Origin of the sequence: Parenemella sanctibonifatiensis (assembly GCF_002250565.1) — a bacterium.
GTDB lineage: Bacteria > Actinomycetota > Actinomycetes > Propionibacteriales > Propionibacteriaceae > Parenemella > Parenemella sanctibonifatiensis.
In genome coordinates, this window is record NZ_NMVJ01000001.1 from 922,866 (window position 1) to 937,243 (window position 14,378).

Here is a 14,378-nt window from a genome sequence, read left to right on the forward strand (position 1 = left end):
CGTCGTGGAGCATCGGCCGAGTCGGCGGGTCGCCCCGGAGCCGGTCGGACCGATCGTTGCCGCTGCTGATGGCTCAGCACTGGGCAATCCCGGACCGGCCGGTTGGGCCTGGTACATCGACGACGACTGCTGGGCCAGCGGCGGCTGGAAGCATGCGACGAACAACCGCGGGGAGTTGCAGGCGGTGCTGGATCTGTTGTGGCAGACCGCCCACGTGGATCGGCCGCTGCAGGTGCTGTGCGACTCGCAGTACACGATCAACGCGTTGACCAAGTGGATGCCGGGCTGGAAGCGCAAGGGCTGGCGCAAGAAGGACGGCAAGGCGGTGCTCAACCGCGACATCCTGGAGCAGCTCGACCGCGCCCTGGCCGGCCGCGACGTGTCGTTCAGCTGGGTCAAGGGGCATGCCGGGCATGACCTGAACGAGGCCGCCGACGTCCGCGCCCGAGCCGCGGCGACGGCGTACCAGCAGGGCCGCGACCCCGATCCGGGGCCCGGATATCCCGACGCCCGGCCCGCGCCGCCCGCCGTTGCCGCGCCGGAAGCGGATCAGGCCGAGCTTTTCTGAACCGAAACCGTTACCAAGAAGCGTGCGCCACGCGCCCACTGACGGTTAGGCTGCCCTCGTGAGTAATCCTCCTTATGGTCAATCAGGCGGCAACGGCGACGGCGGCTGGGGCCAGCAGCCCAACAACGGGGCCAACAACAACTTCGGCCAGCAGCCCGGCGAGGGCTGGGGTCAGGGCGGCCAGCAGCAGGGCGGCTTCGGCCAGAGCCCGCAGTCGGCCAACCAGCCCGGCCCGGAATGGGGCCAGGGCGGCCAGCAGCAGGGCGGTCAGTCGCAGGGCGGCCAGAGCTTCGGCCAGGGCCAGCCTCAGAGCGGCCAGTACGGTCAGGGCCAGCCCCAGGGCGGACAGGGCCAGTACGGGCAGGGACAGCCCCAGGGGGGCCAGTACGGCCAGGGCCAGTACGGGCAGGGCCAGGGCCAGCCCCAGGGCGGCCAGCAGCAGGGCTTCGGCGGCCAGCAGGGCTTCGGGCAGCAGCCCGGCCAGCCTGCCTTTGGCCAGTCGGCCGGTTCCAAGCCGAACATTGTCGCGATCATCGCCGGTGTTGCCGTGGCGGCGCTGGTCGTGGTCGGCGCGATTTTCTTCCTGCCGAGCCTGCTCGGCGGCGGCAACCCCGAGGTCGGCGACTGCATCATCGTGGTGCAGAACGACGAGGGTGACTTCGAGCACGAGGATGCCAGCTGCGACGACCCCAGCGAGGAGATCGTCTATCACGTGGTCCAGGCCGAGAGCGGCCCGGCCAGCTGCGGCGAGAACTACTCCGAGTACTACGAGGAGGAGGAAGGCAGCGGCGATCGTCGCTTCACCGCCTGCCTCACCCCGATCTTCGAGTCGGGCGAGTGCCTCGCCAGCAGTGGCAGTGTCCTGGTCAAGGTGGACTGCAACGCGGTGAATGCCGAGATCAAGATCGAGCAGCGGGTCGACAGCGCCGACGAGAGCGCCTGCAGCGCCGATACGGTGCCGCTGGTGTACGAACTGCCCGCGCCGGGCATCACCTACTGCGCCACGCAGCCCTGATCCCCCAGCCCTGATCGGCTGAGACTGACGGCTCCGACTCCCGCGTCCGACCAGGGCGCGGGAGTCATGCGTCCCGGGGTCGTACGCAGGATGGCTGCGACGCCGGCAGGGACACGGGCCCGCTGGCTACAGTGCTGGCCATGACCTCCCTCGCCATCGTCAATGCCCATGTCGTGCCCGTCACCGGAGACCCGTTCGACGGCTCGCTGGTGATGGAGGGGACCACCATCACCGCGCTCGGCCCGGATGTCACCATCCCGGACGATGCGCAGATCGTCGACGCCGACGGCGCCTGGCTCACCCCGGGCCTGGTCGAGGCCCACGGTCACGTCGGCATCGCCGAGGAGTCCCACGGTTGGGCCGGCGACGACACCAACGAATCCTCCGAGGTCAACGGCGCCCGGTTTCGCGCCCTCGACGCGATCCATCCCACCGATGAGGGCTTCCGCGATGCGTTGTCGGGTGGGGTCACCACCATCGTGGTGAAGCCGGGATCGGCCAACCCGATCGGCGGCCAGACGGTCGCCCTGAAGACCTGGGGTCGGATCGTCGACGAGATGGTGATCCGGGCACCGGCCTCGATCAAGTCGGCCCTGGGCGAAAACCCGAAGCGGATCCACGGCTCGGACAACAACCGGCTGCCGAAGACCCGGCAAGGCGTGGCCGCGGTGTTGCGGGAGGCGTTCACCGCCACCCGGGACCACCTGGCCGCCAAGGAGCATGCCGAGGCTGAGGGCAAGCCGTACGCCACCGATCTCACCCATGAGGCGTTGGGTCTGGTGCTGTCGGGTGAGATTCCGTGGAGTCAGCACTGCCACCGGGTCGACGACATCGCCACTGCGATCCGGATCGCCGATGAGTTCGGCTACCGGTTGATCATCGACCACGGCACCGAGGCCCACCTGATCGCCGACCTGCTGGCCGAACGCGAGCTGCCGGTGGTGATCGGGCCGCTGTTCACCGATCGCGCCAAGCAGGAACTCCAGCACCGCTCCCTCACCAACCCGGGCCGCCTGGCACGCGCCGGCGTACGGCTCGCCCTCACCACCGACGCCCCGGTGGTGCCGATCGAGTTGCTCGTCGTGCAGGCGATCCTGGCCGTCAAGGAGGGCCTGGACCGGGACGCGGCGTTCCGCGCCATCACCCACGGCCCGGCCGAGATCATGGGCATCGGCGACCGGGTCGGCAGCCTGGCCGAGGGCAAGGACGCCGATGTCGTGCTGTGGAGCGGCGACCCGCTGGAGGTCGCCAGCCGCGCGCTGCGGGTCTGGGTCGATGGCCGCGAGGTCCACCACTACGACCCCGACACCCGCGAGGGCATCACCCTCGACCCGTACGCGACGCTCGGCACCACCGTCGCCGGCCCGCAGCGCGGCCGCCGCTGACGGCGTACCCGCCCGACCTCAGCCACCCGGCGTACGCCGGCGGCCGCACTGCGCCGCACAGGCGGCCTTGGGCTCGTCGCCGGATTGGGTCAGTTGGCGATCCAATTCCCATTGGCATCACGCATGTAGTCCTCGACCTCGCCCGCGACACCGATGGTGGCGTCAGTCATCACCGACAGCTGTACCGTCGCGGTGTTGTCAGTCTCCCCATCGGCCTCAACCGAGGGGAGCTCGATCTCGATTGCGTTGTCGGGATCGGTCCCGGAGGCAGCGCAATCGCCCACGACGGTGAGGGTCGAGAGGTCATCAGCAATGTAGGTGCCCGGCTCGGGCGCAGACTCGTCGAAGTCTGAGATCGGGTTGGGCGCCTTGCTGGAGGTGAGTCCCAGTGCGGTGGTGATGATCTCCGCGTCGGTGGTCTCGCCTTCACTGCCTCCGCTGAGGTGGGCATCCACCACTTCTTGACCGGTCGCGCCATCGGTGTGGAACGCCCGGCGAACATCTGGATGTTCTGTCCGATCTGCAGGGCCGTCAGACCGCGCTCCTTGCCGTTGGCGATGATCTCGTCAACCTCGGCGATCACCTCATCAATCGAGGATGCCTCGGTGCGTTCCAGAAGCGCCTCTTCAGCCCGCGCCCGTTGACCGGCGTCTGATCCTGCCGACAGGAGGCGGTCGGGTTGGCCGTCGAACTACGTGATCGCCACGTCAGCCGCGCAGACCTGCGCGTCACCGAGCGCCCTGCCGGTCACAACGATCTCGTCGATGACAAGGTTGTCGGCGTCGGCGCCCATGACCTCGCGAAGATCGTCAGGAAGTCGGATCGTCACGTCGGCCGAAGGCTCGATGCCATTCGTCTGAAACTCATAGACGTTGCCAGCGGAATCGCCCCCAGACTCGTCGGTCGGGGTCTCGGCCGGGCCGGAGGAGCATCCAGCAAGGGTGAGGCCAAGGATTGCGGCGGCGAGCACCGTTGCTGGTCGGTGCAATGCTTTCATCATCTGTCTCGCGCTGGGGTGCGCGCCCCTCTCGGAGTGGACTCCCCGGCTCGGTTTTGAGCCAATTCGTGGAAGCCTATCGGGTCCTGGTGGCAGCGACCCCCATCACGACTTCAGGCCACGAAAGGAATGACGAAGGCCCCGACTCCCCCATGCTTCCAGGGGATCGGGGCCTTGGTTCTGGCGGTGACGGTGGGATTTGAACCCACGGTAGGTTTCCCTACACTCGCTTTCGAGGCGAGCACTTTCGGCCGCTCAGTCACGTCACCGCCGAGAAGGTTAGCGCGGCTGACGCCACAGAAGCCAATCCGCGTTGATGCCGGTCGGGCTCAGCTCGGCGTACGCCGGTCCCCGAAGAAGTCCTGCAGCAGCTGTCGGCAGGCCGCCTCCTCGACTCCGGAGGTCACCTCCGGGCGATGGTTGAGGCGGGGATCGCGTACCACGTCCCACAGCGAGGCGACGGCACCCGCCTTCTCGTCCCAGGCGCCGAACACCACCCGCCCGATCCGGGCCTGGACGATTGCGCCGGCACACATCGTGCAGGGTTCCAGGGTGACCACCAAGGTGTGATCGGTGAGGCGCCACTCCCCCAGCGCGGCGGCGGCCTGGCGCATCGCCACGACCTCGGCGTGAGCGGTGGGGTCGGCGTCCCGTTCCCGCCGGTTGCCGGCTCCCGCAACAATCTGACCAGCGGGATCGAGGACCACGGCCCCGACCGGGATCTCCCCGGCCGTGACAGCGGCCCGGGCCTCAGCCAATGCCTGGCTCATCGCCGGTTGCCACCGGCTGGCCATGTCAGTCCCCGAAGCTGTCGACGATCCGCTCGACCTCGGTCGCCGCACCGAGTCGCTTGGCGACGGTGAGGATCTGGTCGATCGGGGACATGTCGTCGTCGGTGCACAGCGATTCGACGTCGAGCTCGCTCATGCCCAGGTCGGAGAACATCCCCAGGTCGCCGAACGGCGTCGGATCGTCGTCGTCATCGGGCAGGTCGTCCTCGTCGAGGTAGTCAGCGACGTCGCGGGCCAGCGGCCAGTCCTCGGCGGCGGCGCCGTCGGACAGCAGCACCTGCACGCTGCGGCCCCGCACGCGTACGGCCACGAAGATCCAGTCGTCCAGCGCCACGAAACCAACCGCGCCGGCATCACCGGGCAGCCGACTCAGCTGGGAGATCAGGACGTCCAGGTCGTTCGCGGCTTCCAGGTCCATGGCCTGGGCGACCACGCGCCCCTCTTCGCGATGGACCGACACCGCAACGTCGACGTCGTCCTCGGTGGCATCGTCGAGGTCGTAGTCGTCCTCGTCGTCCTCGTCGTCCTCGTCGTCATCATCGTCATCGTCGTCGTCGTCGTCGAGGTCATCGTCGTCGAGCAGATCGTCGTCGTCATCGACCTCGTCAACACCGGGCCGGTCGTCGCCACGGTCGACCAGTTCGAAGGAATCGTCGTCCTCATAGCCATCCATGGCGTCTCCTTCACCGATCCGACTCGCACACATCGTGTCAGATGGTACCCCGGTCGGCGACCCCGTGGACGCCGCCCTGACCCCGGTCCTCACCGCGGCCCTCGCGCCCACGGGTGCGTAGGTCGGCCCCACGCCTTAGGCTGCCCCCGTGGAACTGCGCATCATTGATCATCCGCTGGTGGACCACAAGCTGACGCTGCTCCGCAGCCGGGACACCGACCAGCCCACTTTTCGGCGGCTCACCGAGGAGCTCGTGACACTGCTGGCGTACGAGGCGACCCGCGAGGTCCGCACCGAGCAACACACCGTCACCACCCCGGTCAGCCCGACCGTCGGCTCGCGACTGACCGCGCCCCAGCCACTGGTGGTGCCGATCTTGCGCGCCGGTCTGGGGATGCTGGAGGGCATGACCCGGCTGATGCCGAGCGCCGATGTCGGCTTCGTCGGGATGGTGCGCAACGAGGAGACCCTGCAGCCGGTGACGTACGCCGAACGACTCCCCCACGATCTGTCGGGGCGGCAGTGTTACGTGCTGGATCCGATGCTGGCCACGGGTGGTTCGCTGGGCGGCACGGTCAACTTCCTGGTCGACCGGGGCGCGGACGACATCACCGCAATCTGCCTGCTGGCCGCTCCGGAGGGGGTCGAGAAGATGCGCGAACTCACCGCGCACCTGTCGGTCCCGTTGCGCCTGGTGGTGGCCGCCGTCGACGAACGCCTCGACGAGCACGGCTACATCGTGCCCGGGCTGGGCGATGCCGGCGACCGGCTCTACGGCGCCGCGGAATAACGCTTGACCGGGCTCACGCAATTTCGTTCCGGGGCGAGTGCGCGAGTAAGCTGACCCTAACTTTCAGCGCCAGGAGTCCCGATGACCGTTCGTACGCCCGAACCGACCGCCCGCCAGGCCGATCTGGGGCTGTCCGCCCGTCTTCGCAGCGCCACCTCCGAGGCCCACGAGGGCGCCGAGCAGAGCCCCTTCATGGCCAAGCTGGTCGAGGGCCGCTCCAGCGTGGATGCGGTGCTCGCCCTGATGGTGCAGCAGCACGTCCTCTACGAGGCGATGGAGAAGGTCCAGGGCAGCCTGGCGGCCGATCCGCTGCTGACCTTCGTGCACGACCATTCGCTGGACCGCAGCGAGGCGCTGGCCGCCGACCTGCTGCGCCTGATCGGGCCGGGCTGGCAGGGCATGATCGCCCGCGACGAGCTCCCTGTGATGGACGCCACCCGCGCGTACGTCGGCCGGGTGCTCGAGGCCGATCCGGAGTGGCTGGTCGCCAACCACTACGTGCGCTATCTGGGGGACCTGTCCGGAGGCCAGATTCTGGGCGTACTCTTCGGGCGCCATTACGGTCTGGCCGGGCTGGAGTTCTACCGCTTCCCCAACATCACCAAGGTCAAGCCCTACAAGGACCGCTACCGGGCCCAGCTCGACCTGCTGGGCAGCCAGCATCCGGAGGCCGCCGACCGCATCGTCATCCACGCCTCCGATGCCTTCCGCCGCAACGCTGCGTTGTTCGGTGAGTTGGAGCAGCACGTCGCCGCATGACTGAGTTCCTCGCCTGGCTCGACAGCCTGCCGCTCATCGTCGTGATGATCGCCTTCTGGTGCGGCGCCATGATCCGATCCAATTCGACCTATTGGATCGGCCGCTTGGCGCGCTTCGGGGTGGGCAAGGCCGTTGATCGCCACCGGGCCGCTCGAGAGCGTACGCCGGTGGGGTCCGGTGTCATTGACGCCCGCGACCCGGGCGTCGGGCTGCCGGAAGCGCCGGAGCATGCCCCTGTCGAGGAGGACGACCCCGCCCGTCTCACCCGCAAGGAACTTGCCCGCCGACTCGTCGACCGGCTCGGCCCGATCGCCGTCTCGGTCGGCTTCCTGACCGTCGGCCTGCAGACGGCCATCATGCTGACCTCGGGCGCCATCAGGATGCCGCTGTCGCGCTTCATCCCGGCGACCATGATCGGGGCCGTGGCCTGGTCGCTGGTCTATTCGACCGTCGGCATGGGCGTCATCGGCGCCTTCTGGGCTGCCATCCTGGGCAACCCACTCACCGCCGTTGCGCTGGTGCTCGTGGTGGCCCTCATCATCGTCGGGGCAGTGTTCCTGGATCGCCGGGTGTTGGCGTGGGCACATCGCAAGGTCGGCAGCACACCCGCCGACCCGGCCTGAGCCTCAGTCGCCGGCCTGATCAGTAGAAGTACGGGAACTGCGACCAGTCCGGTTCCCGCTTCTCCAGGAACGAGTCCCGGCCCTCAACGGCCTCATCGGTCATGTACGCCAGTCGGGTCGTTTCGCCGGCGAACACCTGCTGGCCGACCAGCCCGTCGTCGATGGCGTTGAAGGCAAACTTCAGCATCCGTTGGGCGGTCGGCGACTTGCGGCAGATCTCGGCGGCCCATTCCAGGCCGACCCGTTCCAGGTCGGCATGCGGCACCACCTCGTTGACCATGCCCATCCGGTGCGCCTGCTCGGCGTCATAGGGACGCCCCAGGAAGAAGATCTCGCGGGCAAACTTCTGGCCCACCTGACGCGCCAGGTACGCCGACCCGTAGCCGCCGTCGAAGGAACCGACATCAGCATCGGTCTGCTTGAAGCGGGCATGCTCGGCGCTGGCCAGAGTGAGGTCGCAGACGACGTGGAGCGAGTGGCCACCGCCAGCAGCCCAGCCGTTGACCAATGCGATGACCACCTTGGGCATGAAGCGGATCTGCCGCTGCACCTCGAGGATGTGGAGTCGTCCCAGCCGGGCAGCACGGTCGGCCTCATCCTCGCCGTCGGCGCGGCCGTACTCATAACCTGCCCGGCCCCGGATCCGCTGGTCGCCGCCGGAGCAGAACGCCCAGCCGCCGTCCTTGGGCGAGGGACCGTTGCCGGTCAACAGCACGCAGCCGATCTTGGGATTGGTGCGGGCATCCTCCAGCGCCGTCGCCAGTTCGTCCACCGTCTGAGGCCGGAAGGCGTTGCGCACCTCGGGCCGATTGAAGGCGATCCGCACCGCCGGCACCTGCTTGGCGCGGTGATAGGTGATGTCGGTGAACTCGAAGCCGGGCACCGGCTCCCACAACTCCGCATCCACGACGGCTCCCGGCTGATTCTGCTCTCCATGCATGTCCACGGCTCGAGACTACTGGGATTTCGCAGATGAACGTCGGGTGAACTGAACCCCCGGGGCGGTAGACAAGGGCTTGTCCGTCCCCGGATGGGCATCCGCGTACCCTGCCAAGCCCGACAACCCCCGGAAAGGGAGATGCCATGACTGACTCCTCAGCACGTGGCACGGGCTCGCTCAACCCTGATGCCGTCACGGTGACCTCGGCGGCCGCCGACCTGCACAACGGCGACCTGGAGACGATGGCCCGTGACCTGGGTCAGCGTCAGGAAACGCTGCGCAAGGAGTACGCCGCCTCCACCGACCAACTGCGCGAACTGCTCGCCGCCGTCGGGGAGATCGAGGGTCAGGGGTACGCCGAGGACGGCGCGGTCCGCGCCACCGTCGACGCCCAGAACCGCATCGTCGATCTGGAGCTCAGCCCCGAAGCACTGCGGCTGGGCTCGATCGAACGACTCCGGAACGCCATCGTCGACGCCTTGGACTTCGCGTACGCCCACGCCCAGCAGCAGATCCGCGAGGCGGGCGGCATGATCGGCGACGATGACCCCGTCCAAGCCTACCTTGATGTCATGCCGGAGGTGGCCACCGTGTTGCCCCGTGGATTCGGTGCAGCGCATCGACGTCCGGACGAGACCGATCCGACCGACCCCGACGCGGACACCGAACCCAACGAGGACTCGGGCCGGTCGTGGACCAACGACCAGTGGCAGAGGGAGCGCAACCCCTATGAGTGATCTGCTCGCCAATGTGACCGAAATCGGCCTCGTCGCGGAGGCCCTTGACCAGGTTGCCACCGCTGCCGCCGAAGCGTCGGCGACCTGCGCCCAGACCATCGAAGCTGCCGGCGCCGCCTGGGGGCAGGACATGCCCGGCCAGGCCTTCGCGACGGCGTACCTGCCCGGAGCGAAGCTCGGCATGATCGCCGTGGTCGGCAGCGGCCCGGTGCTCGAGGACATCGCCGAGAAGGTCCGGATGACCGCCAAGTCGATCCAGGACACCGAGGACCTCAACGAGTCCGAGACGACCAACATCCCCACCGACCCGAGCCCGAGCCCGACTGGGGGCCGCTGATGATTGAGGTGTATCGCGGCGCGCTGGTCCCCGAATGGGTCTGGACCGACCGCTTCCCCACCGCCGACGAGACCAAACTCGCCTCGATCTCGGGGGCGTGGAAGGCTGAGTCCACCGCGCTCGGCGACGCTGCCACCGGGGTCGCAGACGCCTTTTCCCGGCTGGAATCCGTCTATGAAGGTGATGGCGCCGACGCCGCCAACGCCAAGGGGAAGCTGCTTCACGACTGGCTGAGCTCAGCCAAGGACGGCACCGCGGAGTTGTCCCGGGTGACGCAGGAGGCCAGCGAGGCCGTCACGTACACCAAGCAGGCGATGAACCTGGTGCTGACCGAGCTGGACCAGCGCTCGGCCATGCTGTTGCTGGTCGGTGCCACCAATGTCATCGAAGGTGCGACCGCGCTGCAGCAGATCCGCGCCCTGCAGTTGGCTGCCCAGATTCAGTTGACGACGTTGGCGATGGCGCTGGCGATCAAGCTCGGCGGTGCGATCCCGGACGTGGTGATCGAGCCCGAGCTGGAGATCGGCGTCTCGGCTGCGGCACCCAGTACGCCGGGCAACTCGATGGCCGTCCAGGACCTGTTGGGCGGCGGCCTGCCCACGGTGATGCCCGACCTCGGCAAGATCGGTGTCGGTGGCGGGATGCCTGGTGGCGGGCCCGGCAGCGAGGGCGGCGCCGGTGGGGTCGAGAAGGGCATCAGCACGATCATCGGCGAGGACGAGCACGACGAGAACTCCGATGGCGAGGGTCTCCTCCCGCCGGAGGACCTGGGTGCTGGCGCGCTGACTCCTGAGGAGCAGGAGTCGATGGTGACTGAAGCTCTGGAGAACCTTGATGAGGGCGGCGCTCCCAAGGCTCCGGGAGTCGGTCCCAGCGAGGGTGAGGCACCCGCTGGGGAGGAGGGCGAAGGCGCCGGTGGCGCCGGCGCTGCCGACACCCCACCGCCGGCCGGCTCCGACCTGGATGGTGACGGCGAGCGCGACACCTCCTCGCTGCTGGACCTGGCCGATTTGATCGGTGGTGACGGTCCCAACGGTGGCGAAGGCGGTGGCGCCCCCGGCCCCGACGCCGGTGACGGCGTACCGCCCGAGGTGACCAACCCGGATCCGGGTGCCCGTCTGAGCGTTGACGACATTCTGGAACCGCCGCCCGGCGCGCCCGGCCCCAGTGAGGGCAACCACGGTGGTGGCGGTGGTGACAACGGTGGCGGCAATCACGGCCATTCCGGCAACGGCAACCCCCACAACAGCCACGGCGGCAGCTTGGTGGACGCAGTCCGTGACCTGCCCGAGCGCCGGATTCCCGATGGCGGTGACACCGGCGGTGGTGACTCCGGCGGTGGCAGCGACAACGGCGGCGGCAGCGGTGGCGGCCAGAACAACGGTGGCGGCCAGAACAACGGCGGTCGCCTGCCGGCCCCGGACATCAACTATCCGGGTCCCTCGGACCCGGGCCCCTCGCAGCCCGCGCCCCAGACCCCCGGACCCCAGGCGCCAGCGCCGAACCAGCCCGGCCCATATCTCCCGAACCCCGGCGATGGGGGCGGTTCCGATGGTGGCGGGTCCGGTGGCGCCGACGACGTTCCCTACACGCCGCCGCCGATGTCTGAGGGTACCGGCGCGGCCGGCCTGCAGCCGCCGCCGTTGGCTCCAGCGCCGATCCAACCATTGCCTGGTGGCGGCATGCCGATCATGGGTGGTGGCGCAGGGCCGGCTCCGACGCCGGGCTTCATCGGCGGCGGTGGCGCAATGCCGCCCGCTGGCGCTCCGCCGATGATGGGCGCCCCGGTCGGCGGTGGCCCCGTGGCCGGTCCTCCGATGGGCGGCGCGCCGATCGGCGGTGCCCCGGCCGTCCCGCCGACCAGCAGCTTCCAGCCGCCGGCCGCCGCAGCTCCGGCTCCTGGCGTTGCCGCCCCGGCACCGGGCGCAGCTGCGCCGGCTCCCGGTGCGGCTGCCCCGCCGCCGGTCGTCAACCAGGACCCGCGCCGCGATGCACCAGGGGCCGTTCCGGGCAGCCAACGCCCCGAAGGCGAAGGCTCTCGCCCGCAGGGTCGACTGTCCCGCGACGGCGGCGGCCTGATCGGAGTCGGTTCGCTCGGTGCAGGTGCCGCTATCGCCGGCGCCGGACTACTGTCCAAGGCTTGGTCCGATTTCGGTGGCGCCGTCCCCGGTGTCGGGTCCGGAGCCCAGCTACCGACCCAGTTCGGCCCCGCAGATGCACCGATCGTCCCCATGCCGCCCGGCATGGGAGTGGTGCACCAGCAGGTGCTGATGCCGGGTCAGACCGAGGACCTGCTCAGCGGTCGCCAGTCCACGCTGCGCGGCATCGTCCACCAAGCCAGCCAGGTGGCCCACCTGCGTACGCCGGCCGAACTGGTCCAGCAGTTGGGTCTCGAATTCGAACTGGCCGGTGGCCAGTCGCAGTACTCCACCCCGACCGTGAACGACGCCAGCATCGACGTGCTGCGCTGCAACGGTGTCCGCTTCGAGGACCTGATCGTGCCGATCGATGCCGGCGTACAGGTGCCTGCCGATGCGGTGCTGCCGCACCTGGTCCGTGACCACGCCCGGCCGTGGACCGGCACCGGTGAGGCGCCCGGTTCGACCAGCACCCATCCGATCGAGGAGTTCGAGATCCTCTCGATCGCCTCGGCCCCGCTGCCGCACCTGGCCGAGATCTGGCGGGTGCATGCCGATGGCCGCCAGGAACATGTCGCCACCTACAACGCCCGACTGGGCGGGTTCAGCGGCAGCACCCCAGAGGTCAAGCCCGGCCGCCCGATGGACAACGGTCTGATGGCGATCCTGGGCGACGGCAATGCGTACGGCACCGTGACGCTGTCCGACAGCCAGTCGGTGCTGGTCGCACCGACCAGTTCAGCGCCGGCGGACTTCGAACAGGCATTGGACGGCAGCATGCGCAAGGTCGTCCAGAACTCTGACATCGCCGCGCTGCTGGGCGTCACCACCACGGGTCTGTGGAACGGCGTGCCGGTGCAGTTGCTGCGTCGCGAGGGCGACCAGGTGATGATCGAGTACGCCGGCGACAGCCGCGCTGAGGCAGCTGCGGCTGGCTTCCGCCAGATCGGACAGGGCCAGTGGGAACCCGGCTGGGTGGCGTTCGGCCAGGTCAGCGACTGGGGCGAGCTGGACCGCGACTATCCCCTGCCGCGCCCCGACAACGAGGTGCTGAACCCGTCCGCGCGGCCCTGAGCCAGGCGGCCGGGGTGGCGAGTTGGAGGGGATGAGTGCACGTACCTGTGGCTCGGTTGAACCAATCGCCTCCTAGGCTGGCTGCATCATGAGCAGTCTGGATGAAGGGGTCGCGGACCGCGCACAGCCCACCCCGCCGGTGGTGGAGGTACGTCATCGTCGCGGCCAGGCGCCCCGACTGATGCTCGACCCGGTCTGGCGCGACCGGGTCAGCGCCGAAGACCTCCCGGAGCTGATCGAACAAGCCTTCGCGCAGCTGTACGCGTCGGAGGGCTGCGGCGTCGCCCTCACTGTCGAGGACGACTGGGCTTCCCAGCTGGCCGATCTGCTCACCGAACCACCCCGCCGGGGCCTGCCACACGCCCGATTCGGCTCGGACCTCAGTGGCTGGCTGCGGCTCGAGGTCTCCCCCTCGATGCGGGTGATCGGTGTCGATGCCGACCCGGCCTGGCTCAATCGCCGCGACCCGTTGGCGATCGCCACGGCCTTCGACGACGCCTACGAGCAGGCCTCCCAGTCGCCATGGTCGGAGGTCTGGTGACCGTTCCTCGACCTGCCGCGACCCGCGCCCTGCTCGCCGACGCCGCCCACTGGCGTACGCTCGCCGCCACCTTGGAAGTGATCGACGTGGCAGCGCCTGCCACCGATGACCTGCCGGCGATGCCGGGGGTCGCCGACTTCGTGACCGCGTCCGCGGCGGTCACCGCGGCCTTCCAGGAGCAGATCCACGCCGCCTGCCAGGAGTTCCACGCCACCGCCGAAGCACTCCGCAGGCTCGCCGAGACCGAGCCGACGGCGCCGTCCTCGGTCAATCATCATTCTCACGACCCCGATACCGACCGGGAAACCGCCGCCGACGAGCCGGTTGGCCTGCTGCGCCGGGCCGAACGCTGGCTTGCCACCGCCGGCGTCTTTCTGTCCGAGAGCGCCCAGGACACGCCTGCTGAGGCTCCGGCGACCGCGATGCTCGCCCAGATCGAGACCATTCGCCGCCATGCACTGCAGGCCAGCGACGCCATCGAATGGGTGGGCTGGTTGGGACAGACCGCAGCACCGTGGCGGCAGGCCGGCCGCCTCACCAGCAGCGTCGAGGCCGGCCTGGCGCTGGAACAACTGCTGAGCGAGCACCTGTGGCAGGGGCAGGGACCCTTGGCTTACCAGCGTGTCGCCCGCAGTCACCGCACGGCCGTCCACAGCCTGACCGCCGCCACCGAAGCGGTCGGGGTGACCAGTTCCTTGGTCGGGCTCGCGGTAGGCGATGTCGTCACCACCGTCGGCGCCGCCACTACCAGGGCAGTCCTGGCGATGCGGCAGGCTGCCCAGGCGCTCGGCGAACCGGGCCGCACCCTCGACGTCCTCACCACCGCACTGGCGACCGAGATCGAATCGTGCGACCGGTCCTGGGCTGACGCAGCCACCCAACTCCAGGAACAGCGCCACACCCTGACCCGGCTCGCGGACCGGCTGACCGGCGGCTGGCCCAGCCTCCCCGATGCGTTGCAACAGCCCGAGCTGTGGCACCCCAGCGAGACGGTTCACGAGTAGTAGGAA

Annotated in this window: 15 protein-coding genes, 1 tRNA gene and 1 pseudogene; 11 read left to right on the forward strand and 6 right to left on the reverse strand. The window is 69.2% G+C overall.

Translation table 11 applies throughout. The features are described 5' to 3' along the window. Window positions 1–52: 52 nt before the first annotated feature. From CGZ91_RS14520 to CGZ91_RS04340, 3 genes and pseudogenes are all read left to right on the forward strand, one after another. A pseudogene (locus CGZ91_RS14520) lies at window positions 53–523 on the forward strand (ribonuclease H family protein); the annotation flags it as partial. Window positions 524–626: 103 nt separating this feature from the next. Then, on the forward strand, window positions 627–1,583 hold the full coding sequence (locus tag CGZ91_RS04335; protein WP_094452805.1) for a hypothetical protein: 957 nt from the start codon (window positions 627–629) through the stop codon (window positions 1,581–1,583). A gap of 140 nt (window positions 1,584–1,723) precedes the next feature. Then, window positions 1,724–2,968, forward strand: coding sequence for an amidohydrolase (locus CGZ91_RS04340; RefSeq protein WP_094453015.1), 1,245 nt, complete (start codon window positions 1,724–1,726; stop codon window positions 2,966–2,968). 89 nt (window positions 2,969–3,057) lie between these two features. Here CGZ91_RS04340 and CGZ91_RS04345 read toward each other — a convergent pair whose 3' ends face one another. The 5 genes from CGZ91_RS04345 to CGZ91_RS04365 form a co-directional block, all read right to left on the reverse strand. Next, on the reverse strand, window positions 3,058–3,423 hold the full coding sequence (locus CGZ91_RS04345; RefSeq protein WP_179229202.1) for a hypothetical protein: 366 nt from the start codon (window positions 3,421–3,423) through the stop codon (window positions 3,058–3,060). 236 nt (window positions 3,424–3,659) lie between these two features. Next, window positions 3,660–3,938, reverse strand: coding sequence for a hypothetical protein (locus CGZ91_RS04350; protein ID WP_094452809.1), 279 nt, complete (start codon window positions 3,936–3,938; stop codon window positions 3,660–3,662). A 208-nt stretch (window positions 3,939–4,146) separates the two neighbouring features. Next, a tRNA-Ser gene (locus CGZ91_RS04355) sits at window positions 4,147–4,234 on the reverse strand. A gap of 60 nt (window positions 4,235–4,294) precedes the next feature. After that, window positions 4,295–4,735, reverse strand: a complete 441-nt coding sequence (gene tadA, locus CGZ91_RS04360; protein ID WP_229116416.1) for a tRNA adenosine(34) deaminase TadA — start codon at window positions 4,733–4,735, stop codon at window positions 4,295–4,297. A 25-nt stretch (window positions 4,736–4,760) separates the two neighbouring features. Next, window positions 4,761–5,429: a tRNA adenosine deaminase-associated protein gene (locus tag CGZ91_RS04365; RefSeq protein WP_094452813.1), complete on the reverse strand. Its 669-nt coding sequence runs from the start codon at window positions 5,427–5,429 to the stop codon at window positions 4,761–4,763. A gap of 163 nt (window positions 5,430–5,592) precedes the next feature. Between CGZ91_RS04365 and upp the strand changes: the two genes are divergently transcribed. The 3 genes from upp to CGZ91_RS04380 all read left to right on the forward strand — a co-directional run bounded on the left by upp (window position 5,593) and on the right by CGZ91_RS04380 (window position 7,601). Continuing rightward, window positions 5,593–6,219 carry a uracil phosphoribosyltransferase gene (upp, locus tag CGZ91_RS04370; protein WP_179229213.1) on the forward strand — a complete coding sequence of 209 codons (627 nt, stop codon included), beginning with the start codon at window positions 5,593–5,595 and terminating at the stop codon, window positions 6,217–6,219. Window positions 6,220–6,300: 81 nt separating this feature from the next. Continuing rightward, window positions 6,301–6,978 carry a biliverdin-producing heme oxygenase gene (locus CGZ91_RS04375; RefSeq protein ID WP_094452817.1) on the forward strand — a complete coding sequence of 226 codons (678 nt, stop codon included), beginning with the start codon at window positions 6,301–6,303 and terminating at the stop codon, window positions 6,976–6,978. Next, a complete protein-coding gene (locus CGZ91_RS04380; protein ID WP_094452819.1) occupies window positions 6,975–7,601 on the forward strand; it encodes a DedA family protein in 627 nt (208 codons plus the stop codon). Before CGZ91_RS04375 ends, CGZ91_RS04380 begins: the two co-directional genes overlap by 4 nt. 19 nt (window positions 7,602–7,620) lie before the next feature. Here the strand turns inward: CGZ91_RS04380 and CGZ91_RS04385 are convergent, their stop codons facing one another. Next, entirely contained in the window at window positions 7,621–8,541 is a 921-nt protein-coding gene (locus tag CGZ91_RS04385; protein ID WP_094452821.1) for a 1,4-dihydroxy-2-naphthoyl-CoA synthase, read from the reverse strand. A 143-nt stretch (window positions 8,542–8,684) separates the two neighbouring features. Between CGZ91_RS04385 and CGZ91_RS04390 the strand changes: the two genes are divergently transcribed. The 5 genes from CGZ91_RS04390 to CGZ91_RS04410 all read left to right on the forward strand — a co-directional run bounded on the left by CGZ91_RS04390 (window position 8,685) and on the right by CGZ91_RS04410 (window position 14,372). Beyond that, entirely contained in the window at window positions 8,685–9,278 is a 594-nt protein-coding gene (locus tag CGZ91_RS04390; protein ID WP_094452823.1) for a YbaB/EbfC family nucleoid-associated protein, read from the forward strand. Continuing rightward, window positions 9,271–9,615, forward strand: coding sequence for a hypothetical protein (locus CGZ91_RS04395; RefSeq protein WP_094452825.1), 345 nt, complete (start codon window positions 9,271–9,273; stop codon window positions 9,613–9,615). The genes CGZ91_RS04390 and CGZ91_RS04395 overlap by 8 nt, the downstream gene beginning before the upstream one ends. Beyond that, entirely contained in the window at window positions 9,615–12,827 is a 3,213-nt protein-coding gene (locus CGZ91_RS13965; protein ID WP_144276774.1) for a hypothetical protein, read from the forward strand. The genes CGZ91_RS04395 and CGZ91_RS13965 overlap by 1 nt, the downstream gene beginning before the upstream one ends. An 88-nt stretch (window positions 12,828–12,915) precedes the next feature. Continuing rightward, window positions 12,916–13,368, forward strand: a complete 453-nt coding sequence (locus CGZ91_RS04405) for a hypothetical protein (protein WP_094452827.1) — start codon at window positions 12,916–12,918, stop codon at window positions 13,366–13,368. Continuing rightward, the gene (locus tag CGZ91_RS04410; protein ID WP_094452829.1) at window positions 13,365–14,372 is read left to right on the forward strand and encodes a hypothetical protein; all 1,008 of its coding nucleotides are present in this window, start codon (window positions 13,365–13,367) and stop codon (window positions 14,370–14,372) included. The genes CGZ91_RS04405 and CGZ91_RS04410 overlap by 4 nt, the downstream gene beginning before the upstream one ends. Window positions 14,373–14,378 lie beyond the last annotated feature (6 nt).

Excerpts from the sequence above, each read along its gene's own strand:
- CGZ91_RS04405 (WP_094452827.1), top strand. The coding sequence starts at position 12,916 with ATGAGCAGTCTGGATGAAGGGGTCGCGGACCGCGCACAGCCCACCCCG.
- CGZ91_RS04375 (WP_094452817.1), top strand. The coding sequence starts at position 6,301 with ATGACCGTTCGTACGCCCGAACCGACCGCCCGCCAGGCCGATCTGGGG.
- CGZ91_RS04340 (WP_094453015.1), top strand. The coding sequence starts at position 1,724 with ATGACCTCCCTCGCCATCGTCAATGCCCATGTCGTGCCCGTCACCGGA.
- CGZ91_RS13965 (WP_144276774.1), top strand. The coding sequence starts at position 9,615 with ATGATTGAGGTGTATCGCGGCGCGCTGGTCCCCGAATGGGTCTGGACC.
- CGZ91_RS04385 (WP_094452821.1), bottom strand. The coding sequence starts at position 8,541 with ATGCATGGAGAGCAGAATCAGCCGGGAGCCGTCGTGGATGCGGAGTTG.
- CGZ91_RS04365 (WP_094452813.1), bottom strand. The coding sequence starts at position 5,429 with ATGGATGGCTATGAGGACGACGATTCCTTCGAACTGGTCGACCGTGGC.
- CGZ91_RS04395 (WP_094452825.1), top strand. The coding sequence starts at position 9,271 with ATGAGTGATCTGCTCGCCAATGTGACCGAAATCGGCCTCGTCGCGGAG.
- CGZ91_RS04390 (WP_094452823.1), top strand. The coding sequence starts at position 8,685 with ATGACTGACTCCTCAGCACGTGGCACGGGCTCGCTCAACCCTGATGCC.
- CGZ91_RS04380 (WP_094452819.1), top strand. The coding sequence starts at position 6,975 with ATGACTGAGTTCCTCGCCTGGCTCGACAGCCTGCCGCTCATCGTCGTG.
- tadA (WP_229116416.1), bottom strand. The coding sequence starts at position 4,735 with ATGAGCCAGGCATTGGCTGAGGCCCGGGCCGCTGTCACGGCCGGGGAG.